The organism is Bifidobacterium sp. ESL0820, from assembly GCF_052606235.1.
This window is the reverse complement of the sequence record NZ_CP199594.1, coordinates 830,250-851,276: the sequence shown is the minus strand read 5'-3', so window position 1 is coordinate 851,276 and position 21,027 is coordinate 830,250. Positions and strand designations below refer to the sequence as shown.

Genomic DNA, 21,027 nt, shown 5'->3' with positions numbered 1-21,027 from the left:
CGCGGGGCATTTGGCTTTCCATCTTAGGGTCCTCTCAGGATCGTCATCCCTGGGCTGCGCCGGTGGCTCCCAGGTCGTAGCTTTCGGTGCCCAGCAGGCGCGCCACTACGTGGTCATCGCCCTCATAGGGCACGTGGCCGCTGTCCCTCTTGAACCAACGTTCCTCACCCTTGCCGATGACCAGAGTGACACGCAGACGGTCCCCTGGCCGGCCCGGATCTCCCAAGGCCTGCTGGATGGCCTGGACCCTGTCCGGCTCGATGCGGACATCCAGGTCTGGGTTGGTCACGAAGCCCAGCATCTGCCGGTCCACCTGGTCCGCGCTCTCCCCCTCCTCGTCGTCGGCGGTCAGGATCAGCCGGTCGACGCGGTCCTGGGCGGCGCTGACGATGCCCTCCCTGCGGTCGATGGCCTTGCCGCCAGCTGAACCGGAGACCAGGGTAATCAGGGGTTTGCGCTTTCCGTAGCGCTCGTCCACAAAATCCAGCAGGGCGGTGACCGAGGCCTTGTTGTGGGCGTAATCGACGTAGACCACTCGGTTGTCGGCCTTGAAGCGTTCCATCCTGCCGGCGATCCTGACGCTCCCCATGGCCCGGAGTGCGTCGGCATCGGGCTCCAGGCCCAGACGGGTCAGCATGGCCAGGGCAGCGGCCGCGTTCAGGGCGTTGAAATCCCCGTCCATGGACAGGCTGACCGGCCTCATGGCTCCGCCGGAGGGTCCTATCAGGTAGTCGTCGCCTTGGCCGGGAGCCTTGCGAACCAGGAAATCGGCCTGCCCGGTTCCATCGCCGAATGTGGTCACCGGAATGCCGGCGGCGCGGGCATCCTGACGGATCAGGTCGGCTCCGCGCGCATCGGCTCCCAGAACCAGTTGCCGGCTGTTGTAGGTTATGCGGCGCTTGCAGTAGAAGTAATCCTCGAAGCTGGGGTGTTCGATGGGGCTGATGTGGTCGGGGGAGATGTTCAGGAATGCCCCCAGGTCGAATGTCAACCCGTAGACGCGGTCCACCTTGTAGGCCTGGGAGGAGACCTCCATGACCAGGTAGCGCATGCCGGCGTCTGCCGCCTGGCGCATCATCCGAAAGAGGTCCAGCGATTCGGGTGTGGTCAGCTGGGACTCTTCGTAGTGCCGGCCGTCCAGGCAGTTGTCCACTGATGAGAGCAGGGCCGCTCGACCTCCGGAGATCCTGGACAGCATGGCATGCAGGAAGTAAGCGGTGGTGGTCTTGCCCTTGGTCCCGGTGATTCCCACCAGCGTCAGCTGCTCCTGGGGATGCCCGTAGAAAGCAGCGGCCAGCAGGCTCATGGACTTGCGCACGTCGTTGACGATGATCCCCGGGGCCTTGGTGTGGGCGGACAGATCCTGCTGGGCCACATAGGCCTGCGGTCCCTCGGGGTCGCACGCATCCAGATATTCGGGCAGGAAGTGGCCCTTACAGAAGAGCAGACTGCCGGGTCCAGCCTGGCGGGTGTCGTAGGTGATGTCGGTGAAGGGCTTGGATGACTGGGTGTCTTCTGGAGTATTCAAGGTCCACTGGTCGCCCTGGATCACCTCGCGCAGTTGATGATGTTTGCGCAGCAGCTCCAGAGTTGAAGCCATCGTCAGCGCCATGCCGGCTTCCCCCTTGTCTGTAGGTTTGTCACGTAACTTGTTCCTGCCCGATTGGTGACTCCGATCGAGACCAGATACAAGTCTAAACCGCCTCCAGGCGAGGGCAGGACGATCCGACGACCCCTTGACTGAATGGGCAAAAAGCAGGTAGCGGATCGGCCTTGGATCTGAGCTTCAGAGCCAGGAGTCGGTGACCGGACGGCGCCCCTGGGAGATCAGATGCTGGTTGAACTGGTCCCGCCACCTGGCCTGCGCCTTCCGCTGCCAGTCCATAAGGGAATCCATGGTGATTCGGGCCACCTGGGGGAAGAGGGTGGTCATGGGCTTGATCAGGTCCACGGCCGCCACTGTATCCGCTGTGGCATTGTGGAAGTTGCCATGGGGGATGACACCGTAGTACTCGCTGGTCAGACCCAGGGTGCGGCGGCCCGACCGGTGGGAGATCTCCCTATCCAGGACCAGGGGGTCCACTACCAGCAGATCCCCCTCGCTTAACGGCTTGACTGACTGTGCGCACCAGTGGGCGATGTCCCCATCCAGCATCTGCACGTCAAAGGGCGCGTTGTAGGCCAGCAGGGGGATGCGCTTGTCCTGGGCGCGGGCAATGAACCCGGCCATCTGCTCGGTGGCCAGCTCAGGCTCCATGCCCTCGTCGGCCAGCTGTTCATCGGTGAACCCGTTGACCCGGCTGGCCCCCTTGCTGATATGCCGGTGCGGATTGACTATCCAAGTGGCTACGACGTCCCCTGAGTAGCCCTTGGTCGGGTCGCGCAGAACCAGGCTGGCCGAAACGATGCCGTCCTTGCCCGGCCTGGTACCCGTGGTCTCGGTGTCGAACCCCAGAAGCCAGGAGTCCCCTAGGCGTGTCGACCCCTCCTGTTGCGGGGCTGACGCGAGCGCCTGCTCCATGCTTGTGTACTCGGTGTTTTCCATAAGCGTGATTTCTCCTTCGTCATTATGGTAACCGAGGACCGACCGGCCCGCGAACGGGTCGAAACCGCCACGGGCGAGGGGGGATGGCACAATAGGGGTTGTGGCAGATACCAGCGAACTCGAAAGCAGAAAACGTCAATTCGAGGCCCTGGCCATGCCTGCGGTGGATGTGCTCTACCGCCAGGCCATGCGCCTGACCAACAACCCGGAGGACGCCCAGGATCTGGTCCAGGACACTTTCGAGCGCGGATTCAAGGCTTTCGACCGCTTCCAGCCCGGCAGCAACTTCGAGGCCTGGATGACCACCATCGAACGCAATGCCTACTTCAACCAGTACCACAAGGCCAAGCGGCGCCCGCAAAGGGCCAACGACTCGACGGGCGAGTACAACGACTGGGACATCTACTCGGCTTCGGAGCACGGGTCCGAGGGACTCAAATCCGCCGAGCAGGAGTACATGGAGACCTTCGCCCCCGAGGAGATCATGGCAGCCCTGGACCGGCTCAGCCCGGAACGCCGACGGGTCTTCATCGATGCTGCCATCGACGGCAAGAGCTATCAGCAGGTGGCCGACGAGGAGGGCATCAAGATCGGCACGGTCATGAGCCGGCTGAACCGTGCGCGCTCGCAGTTGCGCCAGGAGCTGGAGCGCTATGCCCAGGAGCGCGGCTACCAGCAGGAGCGTGAGGCTGCAGGCAAGCCCTCAGCGGAACACCATGGCACTGGTGCTGCCGGGCCTAGTATAAAAAAAGAGATCAGCAACAAGGGGCATTGAGGGCCCCCGAAGATCGGGTATCAGGAAGCGGGCAGGAGCATGGACGGACGCGTGGAGATGAGTCACTACGCCTACGATGACGGCGGCTCTGTCAGGGTGACCCACACCAGCCTGCGCATCTACCGGGATGCCTCCTGCGTTGATCCCAGCGACTGTTTCGATCCGGAATCCTGCTGCGACGAGCGTGAGCGCATGGTCATCGAGGAGCTGCGCCGGTATCTGCGCCCCGAATGCGCACCGGACTGTCTGCTGGATCGGCTCAGGCACATGTTCGATCAGATGGATGAACTGGAGCAAGGAACCCCGGATCGCGCTACGGATAAGTAGACAAAGTCAAGCAGATCCAGCCTGTTTCTTGGCAGAGGATCGCTTCTGTCCGGCTATTCAGGCTATTGCACAGATCATGGTCATGCGAATGCAGCCATGGTTTTTCTTTATGCATATATGCAAAACCCCGGCACCGTTGGTGCCGGGGCAGACGATCAGGTGTTCGGCCTCTTGCCGTGGTTGGCGGCCTTCTTGCGGCGATCCCTGCGCTTGCGTCCGCGCATGCCCATGATTGGACTCCTTTGCTACTGATGAACCTATAAGCCTTGCCGATTATCGCACACCGGGGTGACCTTTGTCGACCGGACGGTCCGCTCAGAGCTGTTGTGCCCGGTAACCCACCTGGGTGGTGTATGCAGCGGCAGGCTGCAGAATGACCAGGTTCCGGCCGGTTCTGAAGGCGTTGGCGTAGGCGGTCATGGGCTCCACGGCAACGCCGGCCGGGCGCATGCCGGCGTCGAAGCCGGTCCCGGTGCAGACCTGCCAGGAGGTGATGGTCTCATCGCCCCAGAGCTGAATGCGGATGCCGTCCGGCCTGGTGAACCAGGCCGAGCAGGTGCCGTCGTCGTCCGGTTCCACATCGGTCCAGGCATCGTCGAAGGACGCATCCTCGCCCAACACAGGGCCCTGGCGCAGATCGGTCCGTCCCTGGACGGGCTCGGTGCCGGTGGGCAGCAGCCTGTCCGGATCGACCACCACATGAGTGCGGCAGGGGATGGACAGAGTGCAGGGGGCGTTGTCCTTCTGGATCTGGTCACCGACGCCCTGCTTGCCGTTGGACAGCCAGGGGTGGATGCCGAAGGCCCAGGGCGCGGCCTCGTCGCCCAGGTTCAGGGCCCGGGTGGTCATGGTCAGCCCCTGGTCGTCCAGGGTGTAGGTGACGGTGACCACCACGTCGAAGGGGTATCCGGCCATGTCGGGCACCCGCCAGGAGAGGCTGACGGAGTCTTCGGCCAGAACCTGCAGGTGCCAGTAGGCTCGGTAGCCATAGCCGTGGATGGCGGTGCGCCGGTCGTGCTCATCGATGGGCAGGGTATAGGTGTGGCCCTGGAAGTCGTAGGTGCCGTCCTCGATCCGATTGGGGAAGGGGACCAGCACGTTCCCGTTGCTGCAGGGTACGGTTCCATCCGGGTCGAATGAGGCCAGCAGGTCCTTTCCCTGGTATTTCAGGACGCGCAGGATGGCTCCCAGCTCGGTCACTACCGCCTCGTAGTCCCCATGACGGATGCTGTACTGCTGTCCGGTCCGGGGCACGGCCCCGCCCATCATCTCGTTCGTATGCATGCTCCCACTTCCATAGTGCCGTTGATGCTTGGTACGCCACCATCCTAGCGCCTTGGCGGTCTTGGCTTCTTGGTGAAAGAGTGGCGCATGGACTACCGGGAGCTGCCCTGGTTTTCTACGATGGTCTTGCAATCTCCGGGACTTTCCGGATTGACATCGACAAGGAGCGGCAGTGGCAGGATTTCGGACCACCGTGTGCGAACAGCCGACCCCGCAGGGGCATGGGCGGGTCATCCTGGCTGATCCGCGCGGGTTCTGCGCGGGGGTGGACCGTGCCATCCAGACCGTGCAGACCATCCTGGATGCGGACAACCCCCACCAGGGGCTGCCGCCGGTATATGTGCGCCGGCAAATAGTCCACAACCGGCATGTGGTCGAGGATCTAGCCCAGCGGGGGGCTGTCTTCGTGGACGAGCTGGATCAGATTCCTGACCAGGCCGTTCGTGCCGGGGTTCCTGTGGTCTTCTCGGCCCATGGCATCGCCCCCTCGGTCGTCAAGGAGGCCCAGCGTCGGGGGATGCGCGTGGTCGATGCCTCATGCCCCCTGGTCAGCAAGGTCCACCGGGAGGTCCAGCGCTTCGTGCGAGACGGCTACCGGATCATTTACATAGGCCACCGTGGGCACGACGAGGCTGTGGGAGTCATGGGGGAGGCCCCGGACCGGGTTCATCTGGTGGAGCATGAGGCCGATATTGAGGCCTTGGATTTTGGGCCCGACACGCCGTTGGTCATGCTGACCCAGACCACCCTGAGCCTGGATGAGACCGCCGACCTGGCTGCGGCCCTGCGTCGACGCTTCCCCTGGATAGAGGAGCCGCCAGGCTCAGACATCTGCTATGCCACCCAGAACAGGCAACAGGCGGTCAAGCTGGTGGCCGGTCAGGCGGACTGCATGATTGTGGTGGGGTCGGCCAACTCCTCCAATTCGGTGCGTCTGGTCGAGGTGGCCCGTCAGGCCCTGGATGAGCGCTTTCCCGGTCAGGGCGAGCAGAGGGCCCACCGGGTCGACGATGCGGGCGAGCTGGATCCCGCCTGGCTGCAGGGCATGGATTCGGTAGGGCTCACCTCTGGTGCTTCGGTTCCCGAAGACCTGGTTCAGGGGGTGCTGGAGACCCTGGCCTCCCGAGGGTTCACCCAGGTGACCCGGGCCCGGGCGGTCGACGAGCACATGCACTTCGTACTGCCTGCGGCCCTGCGCTCCGCACGGGCGTCCAGGAAAGCTCCACAGCCGCAGGGCTGAGCTTCCAAGGCTAAGATCCCTCAGTCGGTGGCCAGCGGGGCGGTCTTGGCCTTGAGAACACGGATCAGATCCCGCGGGTCCAGACCCAGGCTGATGCCGCGCTTGCCGCCGGAGACCATGATGGTGTCGAATTCCAGGGCTCCTTGGTCCAGTACGGTGATGTGTGCAGTGCGCTGTCCGAAAGGCGATATGCCTCCCAGGACGTATCCGCTCTCTCGTTCTGCCTGGGCCTTGTCGGCCATGCGGGCCTTCTTGGCACCCACGGCAGCCGCCAGGTGTTTGAGGTTCAAATGGCCGGTCACCGGAACAATGCCGATGACCCGTTCCTTGCCCGTGTCGGCCATCAGGGTCTTGTAGACCGTGCGCGGGTCCAGGCCCAGCTTTTTGGCGGCCTCGATGCCGTACCCCTGGTCCATATGGTCGGCATTGTGCTGATACTCGTGGATGGTGAAGGGAACTCCCAGACGCTCCAGCTGGGCCATGGCCGGGGTCGCGGCATCCGAGTCCGCCCGCTTCTTCTTGCTCATGACTCCATGCTAAGGTACTGACCGTTTTGGTAGGCTGAGGGGTGTCTTTGGCGCCATTGCGCGGAAAGGGTGGTCCATGACCGCTGTCAATGCCTGGCTGCTCGATGCGGTGACGGGCGGCTGGGGGCTGGCCGTGCTCTTCCTGGCCGCCTTTTTGGATGCGTTGATCATTCCCATACCCACGGAGCTCATGGTCCTGGCTACGGCTTCGGCCTTTCGGGCCTCGGGACGACCCCTGCCCGTTTTGGTCTTTCTGGTATGTTCCCTGGCCTTCGCAGGCGGCGATGCCTGTACTTATGGGCTGGGGAGGATGGTTCCGCTGAATCGTCTGGCTGTCTTTCGTGGTGCCGCAGGCAAGGCAGTGACCTCATGGGCCCATAGGGCCCTGCTGCAGGGAGGCGGATTCTTCACGCTGGCCTCTCGGTTCGTGCCCTCGGGCCGGACCGTGGTCAATCTGACGGCTGGGGCAGCCCGGTATCCGCTGAACCGTTACCTGCCCCTGGCTGCCCTGGCCGGCCTGCTCTGGTCCATCTACATGTGGACCTTGGGGTACCTGGCCGCCTCCTGGCTGGAAAACAACCCTCTGGCCGTCATGGCCATCGGTTTTCTGGCGGGTATGGTCGTCGGGCTGGTCTGCGACCTGGCCATGCGGGCGCTCACACGGAAGCGCTGATGATAAGCAAGGGGCCCGCCCCCGTAGGGAGGCGGACCCCATAATCGCTATGGCCGGATAAACCGGCCGTATGCTCAGTCGCCCAATTCAGCGAAGTAGAGCAGGGTGCGGATCATGTTGCTGGTGAAGCCGTACTCGTTGTCGTAGAAGGCAACGGTGCGGACCAGCTGGTCGTCACCGTAGGTGTTGACATCGGTCTGCGTGGGATCGAAGATGCCGCCGTGGGTATCGCCGATCACGTCGGAGGAGACGATGCCCTCGTCGTTGTAACCGAAGTAGTCCTTGCCCTCGAAAGCCTTCTTGGCGGCGTCGTTGATCTCGTCGACGGTGACCTTCTTGTCCAGGACACAGGTCAGCTCGGTGACGGAGCCGGAGGGAACGGCCACACGCTGTGCATGGCCCTGCAGCTTGCCGTCAACGGAGGGAACAACCTTGCCGATGGCCTTGGCGGCGCCGGTGGAGTGCTCGATGGTGTTGATGGCGGCGGCGCGGGTATTGCGCGGCTTGTTGCCCTTGGGGCCGTCCAGCAGCATCTGGGAGCCGGTGTAGGCGTGGATGGTGGTCATGTAGCCGATGCGGATGCCGAAGTTGTCATCCAGCATCTTGACCATGGCGGCCAGGGAGCCGGTGGTGCAGGAGCCGGCGGAGATGATCTTGTCGGAGGGCTTCAGGGTCTCCTGGTTGACGCCGTAGACCACGGTGGGTGTGGTGTCGTCCTTGGCGGGGGCCGAGATCAGGACCTTCTTGGCTCCGGCGTTCAGGTGGGCCTGGGCCTTCTCGGAGGAGGTGTAGAAGCCGGTGCACTCCAGCACGTAGTCCACGCCGTCGTTCTTGACCCAGGGGATGTTGTTGGCGTCCTTCTCGGCGTAGACCGGAATCTCCTTGCCGTCCACCACGATGGCGGTGTCGGTGGAGGTGACCGAGACATTGGTGCCGTCGTCGTGACGGAAGGTGCCCTGGGTGCTGTCGTACTTGAGCAGATAGGCCAGAATGGCCGGGGTGGTCAGATCGTTGATGGCGGCAACCTCGATGTTGGAGGCGTCGCCGCCACGGGCCTGGAGCTCAAAGATGCGCCGGAAGGCCAGACGACCGATACGTCCGAATCCGTTGATGCCAATCTTTACTGTCATTCAATTCTCCCTTGGAGATTGGCCGTATACAGCACAAAAAATACCGGACCGTATATGGCCGATTACTGATAACATCTCATAGTTTATAGAACCCCGTGTACTTATAGCAAGCGATAACGCGGGTTCTGCCAAGGAAAAAACGAACAAAAAAATTGGTAGGTTTTGTTGTCTGTTTGCGTAACGAAACGATCAAGAATTGTGAGGATTTTCGTTCGTATCGGCCAGCCAATCCTCCCACTGCTGCTGACGGAATCCGACCAGGACATGCCGGCCATCCAGCAGGATGGGACGCTTGACCAGCATGCCGTCGGTGGACAGCAGCTGCAGAGCCTGCTCCGTGTCCATCTGTGGCAGCCGTTTGCTTAAGCCCTGGCTGCGATAGGCCTGGCCCGAGGTATTGAAGAATCGTCGGACGGGCAGGCCGCTCATGTCCAGCCAGGCGGTCAGTTCCTCCTGGGTGGGGCGGTCCTCCTTGATGTCGCGCTCGGTGAAGTCCACATTGTGGTCGCGCAGCCAGGTGCGGGCCTTGGCGCAGGTTGAGCAGCGGCTGTAGCAGATGAAGAGCGGGTGCTGGGCTGTAGGTGATGCTGTCATAGTTTTTCCTTTCCAAGTGGGGTTTCAAGTCAAAAAGGGGCTCAGGCCAGCCGCCGGGAGGGCCGCGTCTCCAGGGAGCCCAGGTCGGCCCTGGGCTCCAGGCTGGTGCTCCAGACCGGCTGAGGCGCCGAGGTGGGGTAGGTGACGAATACCGCTCCCTGTTTCAGGCCTATGTGGGCCGGTCTGCCGGGCAGGAACTCGTTGCTGACGCCGGTCACCTCCTGGTTGGTCATGGTCATGCCATCCGTCTGGTATTTGAGGCCCTGCTCGACCACGCCCAGAGCCTGGTCGTCGGCTGCCAGGACGGAGACCATGGACCTGGGCGGGCAGTTCCAGGCGGGGAAGTCCAGGCTTCCAGGGCCAAGGGCCGTGACCAGCATCCCTTGACCCCAGAGTTCGGCCCGGCCCCCGCTGGCGGCGATCAGATGGATCAGGTTCAGATTGGCCAGCGTGTGGTCCATGCGTCCGCCCAGGCCACCATATATAAGGAACCGTCGGCAACCGTGCTGCCAACCCACCTTGACCGCGGCCAGCAGGTCCGTGTCGTCCTTTTCGGCAGGCAGGACGCGGCGGGGGATGTCCGTGCGCAGCTTCCGGCTGCCGGCGGGCAGGGAATCGAAGTCGCCGACGACCAACTCGGGCTCGTCCCCGTGCTCCAGGGCCGGCTCCAGCCCTCCGTCCGCTGCGATGACCAGGGCCTGATCGCCGCGTGCCGTCTCTTCGCCAAAGTACTGTCCTGCGCCCCAGATCCGGCAGAGCGGTGCCTGGACAGTCTCGCCCGACTGGCCGTCATCCTGCATAAGAGTCTTCTTTCTGCGCTCGTCCCTTGAAGGCGCCTCCATCATCCCAGACCAGCCAGACCGATCAGGAAGGTCAGCCACCCCTGTACCAGGGCCATGTAGGTCAGGGTCCCGCAGGCGATGCTGACCATCATGTTCCGCCAGCGCAGGTGGACCAGGGTCGTGACCAGCAGGGCCAGGGCCTCGTAGAGCCCGTGGTCGCCTCCGGCCAGGTTGGTGTGCCTCAACGAATAGACCACCAGCAGCCCCATGACGGCGGCGGGCAGCAGACGTCCCAGCCTGGTCACCAGGGCCGGCGGCCGATGCCCCTCCGGCCAGATGATGAAGGGCAGGAATCTGGTGGCCATGGTTCCCAGGACCACAATGCCTATGGTGATCAGTTGCTGCGTGGCGGTCATGAGGCCTCCCTTTGGCTGTGGAAGTCCAAGAGGATGAAGATGGCCAGGATGACCACCATGGACGGGATGATGAACCGGTCAGGTCCGAAGGCCAGCAGGCAGGCCAAGGAGGCCAGCAGACCGATCATGGCAGGTAGACGGGCCTCGGCCTGCCGCCACTGCTCCAGAAAGAGGACCAGGAACATGGCGGTCAGCACGAAATCCAGCCCCCGGGTGTCGAAGTTGGCCAGGTTGCCCAGCACGGCGCCCAGGGTGGCGCCGCCCACCCAGTAGATCTGGTCGAGCAGGGTGACGAAGAAGAGGTACCAGCCCTTGTCGGTTCCGGCCGGGTGAGGATCGGCGGACTCCAGGGCGAAGGTCTCATCGCACATGCCGAAGATCAGGTAGGGCTTCTTCCGGCCCGTCCCTCGAAAGACCGGCAGCATGGCCAGGCCGTAGAAGAGGTGGCGTGCATTGACCATCAGGGTCAGCATCAGCGCGCCCCAGGGGTTGAAGGTTGACATGAGCAGGTCCACGGTCACGAACTCCATGGACCCGGCATAGATCAGGGCGCTCATGGCCACCGGGTAAACCACCGGGAAGCCACGGCTGGTCATCAGAAAACCGTAGGAGACTCCCAGCACCAGGAATCCGGCCATGATGGGCAGGGTCCGTGGGAAGGCCGCAGCCAGGGAGCCCAGGATGGTCCCGGAGGACTCCGCGTCTTCGTCAGCGTCTTCCTGCACTCGCTGCATGAACCGCCTCCTGACTTCGTTTGGGTGACTTCGTTTGGGGAATGGTCAGCAATGATAATCCCCTCTCGCGCTGCGCGGATAGGCTGGGCGACAATGTGAGAAGGCTGTCAAGACGGGACGGGCGTGGAATAGGCGCTCTCCCGCTCCTGTTGAACCTAGCGGTAAGCACCGGTATGTGAGGAGGAATCATGGACAAGAACAAGATTTCGACCAACAACCCGGCCACAGTCGTCCTGGCAGGGGGATGTTTCTGGGGCATTGAGCGGTTCTTCCAGGAGGTGGACGGGATCACCGACACCCAGGTGGGATACGCCCAGTCCACAGTGCCCAACCCCAGCTATGAGCAGGTCTGCAGCGGTGTCACCGACGCCGTGGAAAGCGTTCGGCTGACCTATGATCCCCAGAGCGTCAGTCTGCGGACCCTGACCCTGCTTCTGCTGGATCTGATCGACCCCTTCTCGGTGGATCGGCAGGGCAACGACCGGGGCAGGCAGTATCGCAGCGGCCTCTACTGGGATCCTGAGGATCGCGAGCAGGAGGAGCCCGTCTTCCGCCGCGCCCTGGATGAGCTGGAGCGCAGGACCGGCCGTCACCCCGCTGTGCAGGTGGAAGCCCTGATCAACTTCTATCCGGCGGAGGAGTCCCACCAGGACTATCTGCTCAAGAACCCCGGCGGATACTGCCACATCCCTCTGGAGGCCATCGCCAACGCCGCCTCCCGCCAGCGCTATATCGAGCGCATCTGGTCCCTGGACCCTGAAAGCTACGAGGTCACCCAGCACTCGGCCACCGAGAGGCCTTTCACCAACGCCTACGACGGGGAGTTCCGCCCGGGCATCTATGTGGACGTGGTCAGTGGACAGCCGCTCTTCTCCTCGGCGGACAAGTACGACTCGGGCTGCGGCTGGCCGGCATTCACCAAGCCGATCGATCCCGACCTGCTGGTCAACCGCAAGGACTACAAGCTGCTGGGCCGGCCCCGGATTGAGGTGCGGACGGCACAGACCGGCATCCATCTGGGACACGTCTTCGACGACGGCCCTGCTGACCGTGGCGGGCAGCGCTACTGCATGAACTCCGCCGCCCTGCGGTTCGTGCCGCGGGACCGGATGGAACAGGAGGGCTACGGGGACTACCTGCCCCTGGTAGACCAAGTTAGCCGTTGACCGTTCGCCTCCAGTGACACGCCGGAGCTTCTGACCCATGGGGTTCCGGCGCAGTCCACGTGTGAGGCCGGTCTGTTCCCTGTTGCCCTTTTGGGCTATTGTGGACTGCTGGTGGATTGATAAGGAGTCATGCCAATGTGCGGAATTGCTGGGTTCGTCAACGACACCTCTGCCGAGGAAAAAACGGCCGTGCTCAAGCGGATGACGGACATCATCGCCCACCGAGGCCCCGACAACGAGGGGCATTACGTCGATGAGCGGGTGGCCCTGGGCTTTCGGCGCCTGAGCATCATCGACCTGCAGGGCGGCGACCAGCCCATCTTCAACGAGGACTCCTCCATGGCCATCACCATGAACGGGGAGATCTACAACTACCGTGAACTGCGCCGCCAGCTGATCGACCTGGGGCACACCTTCTCCACCGAGTCCGACACCGAGGTCATCCTGCACGGCTACGAGCAGTGGGGCCACCAGGTGGTCAACCGCCTGCGCGGCATGTTCGCCTTCGTCATCTGGGACCGCGGCCGCGGCGAACTCTTCGGGGCCCGGGACCACTTCGGCATCAAGCCCTTCTATTACGCCCGGATGGGCGGCACCTTCATGTACGCCTCGGAGATCAAGAGCCTCCTGCAGCATCCGGACTTCCACAAGGAGCTCAACACCCAGGCCCTGCGTCCCTACATGACCTTCCAGTACCCGGCGCTTCCGGAGACCTTCTTCAAGGGAGTATTCAAGCTTCCCGAGGGCCATTGGTTCACTTTCCGGGACGGGAAGATGGACGTCCACCAGTATTATGACCCGGCCTTTGGGGAGAGCAAGCAGGATCTGAAGGATCTGGTCGACTCCATCGACCAGACCGTCCAGGATTCGGTCAAGGCGCACCAGGTGGCCGATGTGGAGGTGGGTTCCTTCCTCTCCTCCGGGGTGGACTCCAGCTATGTCGCCGCCCTGGCACGCCCCCGGCACACCTATTCGATCGGCTTCGGCAAGGGGACCTACAACGAGTCTGACCAGGCTGGCGAGCTGGCCTCCATACTCAAGCTCAACAACACCACCGAGTCCCTGGACGGCGACCAGGCCTTCAGCTATTTCCCGCAGATTCAGTGGTATATGGACGAGCCGGACTCCAATCCCTCCTGCGTGCCGCTCTTCTTCCTTTCCGAGTTGGCCAGCCGGGACCTGCGCGTGGTTCTGAGCGGGGAGGGCGCCGACGAGCTCTTCGCAGGCTATATAGACTACGGCGTGCACACGCGCTCGCGGATCATCAAGGATGTCACCCGCCTCCTGGGCCGTCTGCCCCGCAAGGCCCGGTATGCCATCGGACGCTGGGCCAAGGGCAAGCACTTCCATGGGGCCTGGCACCTCTACGCCAACCTGGCCCCCGCCGAGGAGAGCTTCATCGGCCAGGCCAAGGTCTTCGACGAGGACGAGGCCGGCAGGCTGCTCAAGCCGGCCTACCGCAAGGCCCCCCGTGTCTGTGAGATCACTGGGCGAATCTATGCCCGGCTCAAGGGGCGCAGCCTGTCCGAGCTCAAGAAGAAGCAGTACCTGGACATGCATCAGTGGATGCCCGGGGACATCCTGCTCAAGGCTGACAAGATGACCATGGCCCACTCCCTGGAGCTGCGGGTGCCTCTGCTGGACCGCAAGCTGATGGATGTGGCCGAGAAGGTGCCTACCAAATACCTGATCACTGATCAGAACACCAAGTTCGCCTTCCGCAAGGCTGCCGATCGCCATATTCCCCGGGAGTGGTCCGCCAGGGAGAAGCTGGGCTTCCCCGTGCCCATCCGGGACTGGCTGCATCAGGAGCGTTACTACCGGCTGGTCCGCAGCATGTTCGAGCAGGAATGGGTCTCCGAATTCTTCGACCAGAAGGCCTTGCTGCGCATGCTGGACGACAACTACGCCAAGCGCAACGACGCCCGCCGCAAGATCTGGACCGTCTACTCCTTCCTGACCTGGTATGACGTCTACTTCATCCACGACGGAACCAAGCCGGAGCTGCTGGACCTTCAAGCCTAGGGGTCTGTCCTTAGGCCTGTGTTATACTGCTATTCGGCTTGAGAAATCAAGAAAGCGGATGATCCCACCTGGGAGCCTTCCATGGCTTCGGGTTCGACCTGCGCCGATGACGGTTGCCCGTCATCACGTACGGTGCAGGCATTGGCGGTTTCGTTGCCATACAGCAGCGACGGTCATGTTCGAAACCTTTGGGTTCTTCGCCTGGCAGTGGATGTTGTGGTATTTGAGAAGGAGTCATCATTAGCGACGAACCAAGGATTAACGACGATATACGAGTGTCTCAGGTACGCCTGATCGGGCCCAACGGCGAGCAGGTGGGAATCATTGCGACCTCCGTCGCCCTCAACCTGGCCAAGGAGGCCAACCTTGACCTGGTCGAGGTTGCGCCCAAGGCCAAGCCTCCGGTCGCCAAGCTCATTGATTACGGCAAGTTCAAATACAACGAGAAGATCAAGGCTCGTGAGGCGCGCCGCAATCAGAGCATGTCGGAGATCAAGGAGATCCGCTTCAGATTGAAGATCGACGACCACGATTTCGAGGTCAAGGAGGGGCACGTGCGCCGCTTCCTGTCCGCCGGAGACAAGGTCAAGGTCACCATCATGCTGCGTGGGCGCGAGCAGTCCCGGCCCATCGGCGGCGTGGAGCTCCTGCGCAAGCTGGCTGACGACGTCGCGGATCTGGGCTCCATCGAGTTCGCCCCCAAGCAGGAGGGGCGCAACATCATCATGACCCTGTCGCCCAAGGGCAAGAAGGTCCACACCCAGTCCGAGCAGCGTCGGCGGGGCGGCCAGGCCCGTGCCGAGCGCAAGGCCCGTCAGGCGGCCCATCTGGCTGCCAAGGCCGACAACAATACTTCTCCCAAGCAGATGAAATCCAAGGAGGGCAGCAATGCCGAAGATGAAAAGTAACTCCGCCGCATCCAAGCGCGTCCGGACCACGGGTTCGGGCAAGCTCATGCACGCCGGGACCGGTATGCGCCACAATCTGGAGCACAAGTCGGCCAAGAAGCGTCGTCACCTGTCCACTGACGAGGTGCTCGCTCCGACCCAGTCCAAGAACATGAAGAGGATGCTGGCCCGCTGAGCGGGTGCTGTCGCGTCGAGTGAGATTTTAGAAAGCTGAGGAATATCTATGGCACGAGTCAAGCGGGCAGTCAACGCGCATAAGAAGCGTCGGGTCGTCCTGGAGCGGGCGTCAGGCTACCGTGGCCAGCGCTCCCGTCTCTACCGCAAGGCCAAGGAGCAGCTGCTTCATTCATATACATACAACTTCCGGGACCGCAAGGCCCGCAAGGGCGACTTCCGCAAGCTGTGGATCCAGCGCATCAACGCCGGATGCCGCGCCCAGGGAATCACCTACAACCGCTTCATCCAGGGGCTGCGCCTGGCCGGCATCGAGCTGGATCGCCGTGCCCTGGCCGACCTGGTCGTCAACGACATCGACACCTTCAACGCCATCGTGGCTGAGGCCAAGAAGGCCCTGCCTGCCGATGTGAACGCTCCGGTCGCTGCCTGATCAGCGGACCTGAATACCGCATTTCAAGAACCTCGCCTTTCGCGGGGTTCTTTGCATATTTGACCATTCCTCAGCGGGACGGTAAGTTGATTGACGACAATGATGCCGGGAGCCGCCATGAACAGTGATCACAGCGCAGACGCATCGGCTGTCTCTGCAGCATCGGCAGGTCAGGCCAGTCAGTCGCCGAGCAGGGGTACATCCAAAAGGGCCAGAATCAATCAGTCGCGCCCTATTTTGCGCTCTCGGATCTTTCTCTATGTGACGGAGTTCTTCTCGGGGATGGCCGTCATGGCCGCCGAGCTGGGGGCCTCCCGCCTGCTGGCTCCTTACTTCTCGTCCTCCCAGATCGTATGGACCATCATCATCGGGACCATCATGATCGCCCTGGCCCTGGGTGCCGTCGTCGGCGGCCGATGGGCCGACCGGAACCCTGACCCGGACAGGCTCTACCTGTGCATTATGGCCGCGGCGGTCTGGATCGCCCTGATCCCCCTGGTCGGCAAGTATCTGATCATCCTGATCTCGGGGCTGCTGATCGTGGCCGTCTCCACCAACTTCCTGGTCCTGGCGGCCTTCATCTCCTGCCTGATCATCTTTGTCCCGCCCCTCTTCCTTCTGGGGACCATCACCCCCGGCCTGGTCAAGAGCGCCACCGACTCCCTGGACGACAACGCTTCGGTTGTCGGCCGGCTCAGCGCCTGCAATACCGTAGGATCCATCCTGGGCACTTTCCTGCCCACCTTTGTGACCATCCCGGCCGTGGGGACCTTCGTCACCTTTCTGATCTTCTCCGGGATACTGCTCCTGGTGGCCTTGGTCTACTTTCTTTCCTCCCATGCCCACCGCCTGGCCTGCCTGATCGCCACGGTGGCCTTTGTGGTCTCGGCAGCCCTGTCGCCGATGACGGGGTTCGCCTTCTGGGAGAAGGGCCTGGCCTACGAGGGCGAGTCCATCTACAACTACCTGCAGGTCAAAACCCTGGCGGACAGGACCATCCTCTCCACCAACGTCCTCTTCGGCGTTCAGTCGGTCACCATGAAGCACCCCGGGATGACCGGCATGTACTACGACACGGCCCTGGCGGCGCCGCTCATGGCTGATCAGGCCCGCTCGGCCCTGATCCTGGGCATGGGGACCGGGACCTATGCCCGGCAACTGAGGCGATACTATCCTCGGATGGCCGTCCAGGGGGTGGAGATCGACCAGGCCATCAGCAGCCTGGCCATCAAGTATTTTGATCAGCCCGCCGATATTCCGGTTTCCACCTATGACGGCCGGGCCTGGCTGGCGGCCAGTCGCCAGCGTTACGACCTGATCATGGTCGATGCCTATCAGGACATCACCATACCCTTCCAGATGAGCTCCACCGAGTTCTTCGCCCTGGTCAGGAACCACCTGAATCCGGGCGGAGTCATGGTGGTCAACATGAACATGATCGACGACGGTCAGGGGTCCATCAATGCGGCCCTGACCAATACCATCACCAGGGTCTTCGGATCCGATGCCATCCTGACGGCCGACGTGCCCCGGACCACCAACCGCGAGCTCTTTGCGCGTCGTCCCTCTTCCGAGGATTTCTCGGGACCAGGAGGGGATAGCCAGGGCAAGAAGGAGGCAATGGGGGACTACCCGGGTTCCGACCTGTTGGCGGAGGCGGCCGCCAGGGTCAGCCCTGATCCGGACCTGTCCCAGATGATGGAGCAGGTCAGCTCCCGACTGAGCACGGTTGGGAATGCCAAGGGGAGGGTATTGACCGATGACAATGCGCCGGTCGAATTGCTGGGCATGCACGCCATCGACCGGATCATCGGCAGGGAGGCCGGCCCCTACCGGCGGATTCTTCAGCAAAAAGGGATCCAGGGGCTGATCCAGGAGGTCTCCTGATTCTCGATCCCAGGCGCGTTGGAAGCACGGGAACAGGGGAGCTGAGCGCTAGAATATGGCCTAAAGACCAGCACTGATGAAGAGAACCGGAGGTTAAGCAGTAGTGGACGGTGATCATCAGGAGGGGCTGACTGCATTGCTGGATCAGTTCCTGGCCTACACCGGTCTGGAGCGGGGTCTTGCCCCCGCCACGGTCAAGGCTTATCGGTCCGATCTGACCATGTACATCAACTGGCTGTCCGGCCGCGGCATCACCAGCCTGGAGCAGATCAAGACCGCCGATGTGGAGGGCTTTCTGGCCCATCTGGCCGACGAGAGTCCAGCCAGCCGCTCGCGGAGGATGGCCGCCGTCCATGAGTGGCACCGGTTCGCCCTCAAGCAGGGGGTGACCGACCAGGATGTCTCTCGTGCCGTCAAGGCTCCCAAGGGCACCTCGGCCCTGCCGGATGTGCTGGACGTGGACCAGGTGACCCGGCTGCTGGATGTGGCCGCCATGGGCGGGTCCAAGGATCCGGTGGTCCTGCGTGACAAGGCCCTGCTGGAGTTCATGTACGCCACCGGCTGCCGGGTCTCGGAGGCCGTCGGCACTGATTTGGAGGACATGGACCTTGACGAGCGGGTGGTCCGCCTGACCGGCAAGGGCGACAAGCAGCGTCTGGTGCCCATGGGCTCCTACGCCTGCCAGGCCATGCAGGCCTACCTGAATCTGGGGCGGTCCAGCCTGTGCGATCGGGCCACCAAGGGCAGGGAGCTGCGTGCCGTCTTCCTCAACAAGCGGGGCAAGCGGCTGACCAGGCAGACCGTCTGGCAGGTGGTCAGGGATGCCGGCCGCCGGGCGGGCCTGAACAGACCCCTGCACCCCCACACCCTGCGGCACTCCTTCGCCACTCATCTGCTGGAGGGAGGCGCCGATGTGCGTTCGGTTCAGGAGCTGCTGGGCCACGCCTCGGTGACCACGACGCAGATCTACACACACGTCAGCCCCCAGGCCCTGATGGAGACCTACCAGACGGCCCATCCCCGCGCCCGCTGACCCGCCAACCCGCGAAAGCGGACGGAAACTTGATAGGGTAGAGGCATGCCTACGGATTTGTTAGGGCGCGAGTATGAGACGTTCGCTGCCCCGGAGCCTTTGAAACAGCACGGTCCGGCCCGTGTCCTCGCCATGTGCAACCAGAAGGGCGGCGTGGGCAAGACCACCTCATCCATCAACATCGCCGGGGCCATGTGCCAGTATGGGCGACGGGTGCTGATCGTGGACTTCGACCCCCAAGGCGCGGCCACCGTGGGCCTGGGCATCAACGCCAACAGCGTGGACAACACCATTTACACCGCCATGTTCGACACCTCCTTGGATGTTCACGAGGTGGTCCGGCACACCCGTTTTGACGGCCTGGACATCATCCCGGCCAACATTGACCTGTCGGCAGCCGAGATTCAGCTGGTCACCGAGGTCGGCAGGGAACAGGCCCTGGCGGCCACCATCCGGCCCCTGCGGCAGGAGTATGATGCCATCATCATCGACTGCCAGCCCTCGCTCGGTCTGCTGACCGTCAACGCGCTGACTGCTGCGGACGGGGTCATCATTCCCGTGGCGGCCGAGTTCTTCGCCCTGCGCGGCGTGGCCCTGCTCATGCAATCCATCGAGAAGGTCCGCAGCCGCATCAACCCCGACCTGCAGATCTACGGGGTGCTGGTCACCATGTACACCAAGACCCTGCATTCGGACGAGGTGCTTCAGCGCATCTACGAGGCCTTCAAGGGCAAGGTCCTGCACTCCATCATCAGCCGGTCCATCAAGCTGCCCGACGCCACGGTGGCCGGCGAGCCCATCACCATGTTCGCCCCCGAGCACAAGACCGCCAAGGAGTATCGGGAGGTCGCCCGGGAGCTGATCGCCCGCGGCATCGTGGCGTGAGCGGATCAGCGGACGGCTTTGCCGTCGACCTGGATGTCTACCAGGGGCCATTCGACCTGCTGCTGGGCATGCTGGCCAACCGCAAGCTCTCACTGACCGAGGTCTCGCTGGCCGCCATAACCGGGGAGTTTCTGGACTATGTGCGCACCCTGGACTTCGGCCAGGGGCTGGACCAGGCCAGCGCCTTCCTGGACGTGGCCTCGGTTCTGGTTGAGGCCAAGAGCGCCGCCCTCCTGCCTGTGGAGGACGAGTCCATGCGCGACCAGGCCTCCATGGATGCCCTCCGGGAGCGTGATCTGCTCTTCGCCAGGCTCCTGCAGTACCGGGCCTTCAAGCAGGCAGGGCAGGACTTTCGAGCCAGGCTGGCCGCCAACTCGGGCCGCTACCCGCACCCCGGCCATCTGGAGCCCCAGCTGGCCCATCTGCTGCCTGATCTGGTCTGGACCCTGAAGCCAGAGGATCTGGCCCTGCTCTGCGCCAACGCCCTGGTCAACGCTCCGGCCTCCCAGGTGCGTCTGGACCAGCTGCACGTGCCCCTGGTCGACCTGAACAAGGAGGCCGACCAGGTTCGCCAGGCCCTGCTGGCACAGCCCGGGCAGCCGGTGGCCTTCGCCGATCTGGTCGCCTCCTCCAAGGGCCGGGCGCAGGTGGTGGCCCGATTCCTGGCCGTGCTGATTTTCTTCAGGCAGGAACTGATCCAGTACCGTCAGGATGGCCCCTACCAGCCGCTCTACCTGCGCTGGGTTGGGCCGACACAGGAGCCGGAAACGGCCTTGATCAGTGAGGGGGACTTTGCATGAGCCAAACCTCGGCTCCCGATACCCGTCCCGAATACGTGGACTTTGACGTGCAGGACTTTCCCGGGGGGCTGGCCGCCTGCCTGGAGGCTATTCTGGTGGCCACTGACCGGCCGCTGACCGCAGAGGATTTCTCCCGGGTGCTGGCCGTGGATCCGGACCCGGTCAATGCCGCCCTGGAATCGCTGGCCGAGTCCTATGGCGACCGAGGATTCGAACTGCGTCGGACCGCCCGGGGCTGGCAGCTGACCAGCAGGGCCGCCTACCAGCCCGTGGTGGCGGCCTTCGTCAAGGACGGCCAGACAGCACGCCTCTCCCAGGCGGCCCTGGAGGCCCTGGCCATCGTGGCCTACCGCCAGCCCATGACCCGTGCCCAGGTGGGGCAGATCCGCGGGGTCAATTCGGACGGGGTCATCCGGGCCCTGCTGGTGCGCGGTCTGGTCCGCGAGGAGGGCCTGGACGAGCAGACCCACGCCGCGCTGCTGGTCACCACCGACCTCTTCCTTGAGCGGATGGGCCTGCAATCCTTGGAGGATCTGCCCTCCCTGGCCCCCTTCCTGCCCGACGAGGACTCGGTTCTGGCCCAGGCCCGCCAGGAGCTGTCCGAGCAGCTTCAGTCTCCGGATCCAGTCCAAGGTTCGCCCCAGGGCGAGGAGGAGTGATCACCTGTCACACAAGGCGGTTACACTTGT

24 protein-coding genes are annotated in these 21,027 nt (G+C 63.3%); 14 read left to right on the top strand and 10 right to left on the bottom strand.

What is annotated here, in order from left to right; translation table 11 throughout:
* Positions 1 to 43: 43 nt before the first annotated feature.
* Together ACUIAH_RS03610 and ACUIAH_RS03605 are read right to left on the bottom strand one after the other, a co-directional pair.
* Positions 44 to 1,612, bottom strand: a complete 1,569-nt coding sequence (locus ACUIAH_RS03610; RefSeq protein WP_445341419.1) for a Mur ligase family protein — start codon at positions 1,610 to 1,612, stop codon at positions 44 to 46.
* 174 nt (positions 1,613 to 1,786) lie between these two features.
* The gene (locus tag ACUIAH_RS03605) at positions 1,787 to 2,545 is read right to left on the bottom strand and encodes an exonuclease domain-containing protein (protein WP_445341418.1); all 759 of its coding nucleotides are present in this window, start codon (positions 2,543 to 2,545) and stop codon (positions 1,787 to 1,789) included.
* 154 nt (positions 2,546 to 2,699) lie between these two features.
* On the opposite strand from ACUIAH_RS03605, the gene ACUIAH_RS03600 reads away from it, so the two are divergent.
* Entirely contained in the window at positions 2,700 to 3,320 is a 621-nt protein-coding gene (locus ACUIAH_RS03600) for a sigma-70 family RNA polymerase sigma factor (protein WP_313837041.1), read from the top strand.
* Between the two features lie 39 nt (positions 3,321 to 3,359).
* Positions 3,360 to 3,647 (top strand): hypothetical protein, encoded by a 288-nt coding sequence (locus ACUIAH_RS03595; protein ID WP_313836971.1) that lies wholly within the window; start codon positions 3,360 to 3,362, stop codon positions 3,645 to 3,647.
* A 155-nt stretch (positions 3,648 to 3,802) separates the two neighbouring features.
* Here ACUIAH_RS03595 and ACUIAH_RS03590 read toward each other — a convergent pair whose 3' ends face one another.
* A complete protein-coding gene (locus tag ACUIAH_RS03590; protein ID WP_099327425.1) occupies positions 3,803 to 3,877 on the bottom strand; it encodes a 50S ribosomal protein bL37 in 75 nt (24 codons plus the stop codon).
* Between the two features lie 85 nt (positions 3,878 to 3,962).
* Positions 3,963 to 4,931: an aldose 1-epimerase family protein gene (locus ACUIAH_RS03585; RefSeq protein WP_306221940.1), complete on the bottom strand. Its 969-nt coding sequence runs from the start codon at positions 4,929 to 4,931 to the stop codon at positions 3,963 to 3,965.
* Between the two features lie 172 nt (positions 4,932 to 5,103).
* On the opposite strand from ACUIAH_RS03585, the gene ACUIAH_RS03580 reads away from it, so the two are divergent.
* Complete coding sequence (locus ACUIAH_RS03580; RefSeq protein ID WP_445341417.1) at positions 5,104 to 6,171, top strand: 4-hydroxy-3-methylbut-2-enyl diphosphate reductase; 1,068 nt, start codon at positions 5,104 to 5,106, stop codon at positions 6,169 to 6,171.
* 20 nt (positions 6,172 to 6,191) lie between these two features.
* Here ACUIAH_RS03580 and ybaK read toward each other — a convergent pair whose 3' ends face one another.
* Entirely contained in the window at positions 6,192 to 6,698 is a 507-nt protein-coding gene (gene ybaK, locus ACUIAH_RS03575; protein ID WP_121914508.1) for a Cys-tRNA(Pro) deacylase, read from the bottom strand.
* Positions 6,699 to 6,774: 76 nt separating this feature from the next.
* On the opposite strand from ybaK, the gene ACUIAH_RS03570 reads away from it, so the two are divergent.
* Complete coding sequence (locus ACUIAH_RS03570) at positions 6,775 to 7,371, top strand: DedA family protein (protein WP_445341416.1); 597 nt, start codon at positions 6,775 to 6,777, stop codon at positions 7,369 to 7,371.
* 74 nt (positions 7,372 to 7,445) lie between these two features.
* Here the strand turns inward: ACUIAH_RS03570 and gap are convergent, their stop codons facing one another.
* From gap to ACUIAH_RS03545, 5 genes are all read right to left on the bottom strand, one after another.
* The gene (gene gap, locus ACUIAH_RS03565; protein WP_121914510.1) at positions 7,446 to 8,501 is read right to left on the bottom strand and encodes a type I glyceraldehyde-3-phosphate dehydrogenase; all 1,056 of its coding nucleotides are present in this window, start codon (positions 8,499 to 8,501) and stop codon (positions 7,446 to 7,448) included.
* 189 nt (positions 8,502 to 8,690) lie between these two features.
* Positions 8,691 to 9,095, bottom strand: a complete 405-nt coding sequence (locus ACUIAH_RS03560) for an arsenate reductase family protein (protein ID WP_045924129.1) — start codon at positions 9,093 to 9,095, stop codon at positions 8,691 to 8,693.
* A gap of 41 nt (positions 9,096 to 9,136) precedes the next feature.
* Positions 9,137 to 9,895 carry a thiamine diphosphokinase gene (locus ACUIAH_RS03555; RefSeq protein WP_445341415.1) on the bottom strand — a complete coding sequence of 253 codons (759 nt, stop codon included), beginning with the start codon at positions 9,893 to 9,895 and terminating at the stop codon, positions 9,137 to 9,139.
* Between the two features lie 41 nt (positions 9,896 to 9,936).
* On the bottom strand, positions 9,937 to 10,293 hold the full coding sequence (locus ACUIAH_RS03550; RefSeq protein WP_445341414.1) for a branched-chain amino acid transporter permease: 357 nt from the start codon (positions 10,291 to 10,293) through the stop codon (positions 9,937 to 9,939).
* Positions 10,290 to 11,027, bottom strand: a complete 738-nt coding sequence (locus tag ACUIAH_RS03545; RefSeq protein ID WP_445341413.1) for an AzlC family ABC transporter permease — start codon at positions 11,025 to 11,027, stop codon at positions 10,290 to 10,292. The genes ACUIAH_RS03550 and ACUIAH_RS03545 overlap by 4 nt, the downstream gene beginning before the upstream one ends.
* A 188-nt stretch (positions 11,028 to 11,215) precedes the next feature.
* Here ACUIAH_RS03545 and msrB point away from each other — a divergent pair, with 188 nt between their 5' ends.
* The 10 genes from msrB (at position 11,216) to scpB (ending at position 20,997) form a co-directional block, all read left to right on the top strand.
* Positions 11,216 to 12,193: a peptide-methionine (R)-S-oxide reductase MsrB gene (gene msrB / locus ACUIAH_RS03540; protein WP_445341412.1), complete on the top strand. Its 978-nt coding sequence runs from the start codon at positions 11,216 to 11,218 to the stop codon at positions 12,191 to 12,193.
* A 135-nt stretch (positions 12,194 to 12,328) separates the two neighbouring features.
* Positions 12,329 to 14,218, top strand: a complete 1,890-nt coding sequence (gene asnB, locus ACUIAH_RS03535; RefSeq protein WP_445341411.1) for an asparagine synthase (glutamine-hydrolyzing) — start codon at positions 12,329 to 12,331, stop codon at positions 14,216 to 14,218.
* Between the two features lie 236 nt (positions 14,219 to 14,454).
* The gene (infC, locus tag ACUIAH_RS03530) at positions 14,455 to 15,126 is read left to right on the top strand and encodes a translation initiation factor IF-3 (RefSeq protein ID WP_029676114.1); all 672 of its coding nucleotides are present in this window, start codon (positions 14,455 to 14,457) and stop codon (positions 15,124 to 15,126) included.
* Positions 15,107 to 15,301, top strand: coding sequence for a 50S ribosomal protein L35 (gene rpmI / locus ACUIAH_RS03525; RefSeq protein ID WP_015021617.1), 195 nt, complete (start codon positions 15,107 to 15,109; stop codon positions 15,299 to 15,301). The genes infC and rpmI overlap by 20 nt, the downstream gene beginning before the upstream one ends.
* A 48-nt stretch (positions 15,302 to 15,349) precedes the next feature.
* Entirely contained in the window at positions 15,350 to 15,733 is a 384-nt protein-coding gene (rplT, locus tag ACUIAH_RS03520; RefSeq protein ID WP_015021618.1) for a 50S ribosomal protein L20, read from the top strand.
* 117 nt (positions 15,734 to 15,850) lie between these two features.
* The gene (locus ACUIAH_RS03515; RefSeq protein WP_445341410.1) at positions 15,851 to 17,620 is read left to right on the top strand and encodes a spermidine synthase; all 1,770 of its coding nucleotides are present in this window, start codon (positions 15,851 to 15,853) and stop codon (positions 17,618 to 17,620) included.
* 103 nt (positions 17,621 to 17,723) lie between these two features.
* Entirely contained in the window at positions 17,724 to 18,653 is a 930-nt protein-coding gene (xerD, locus tag ACUIAH_RS03510; RefSeq protein ID WP_445341409.1) for a site-specific tyrosine recombinase XerD, read from the top strand.
* 45 nt (positions 18,654 to 18,698) lie between these two features.
* Positions 18,699 to 19,538: a ParA family protein gene (locus tag ACUIAH_RS03505; protein WP_015021621.1), complete on the top strand. Its 840-nt coding sequence runs from the start codon at positions 18,699 to 18,701 to the stop codon at positions 19,536 to 19,538.
* Positions 19,535 to 20,338 carry a segregation and condensation protein A gene (locus ACUIAH_RS03500; RefSeq protein ID WP_306221959.1) on the top strand — a complete coding sequence of 268 codons (804 nt, stop codon included), beginning with the start codon at positions 19,535 to 19,537 and terminating at the stop codon, positions 20,336 to 20,338. Before ACUIAH_RS03505 ends, ACUIAH_RS03500 begins: the two co-directional genes overlap by 4 nt.
* Complete coding sequence (gene scpB, locus ACUIAH_RS03495) at positions 20,335 to 20,997, top strand: SMC-Scp complex subunit ScpB (protein ID WP_445341408.1); 663 nt, start codon at positions 20,335 to 20,337, stop codon at positions 20,995 to 20,997. The genes ACUIAH_RS03500 and scpB overlap by 4 nt, the downstream gene beginning before the upstream one ends.
* The last annotated feature ends 30 nt before the right edge of the window (positions 20,998 to 21,027 follow it).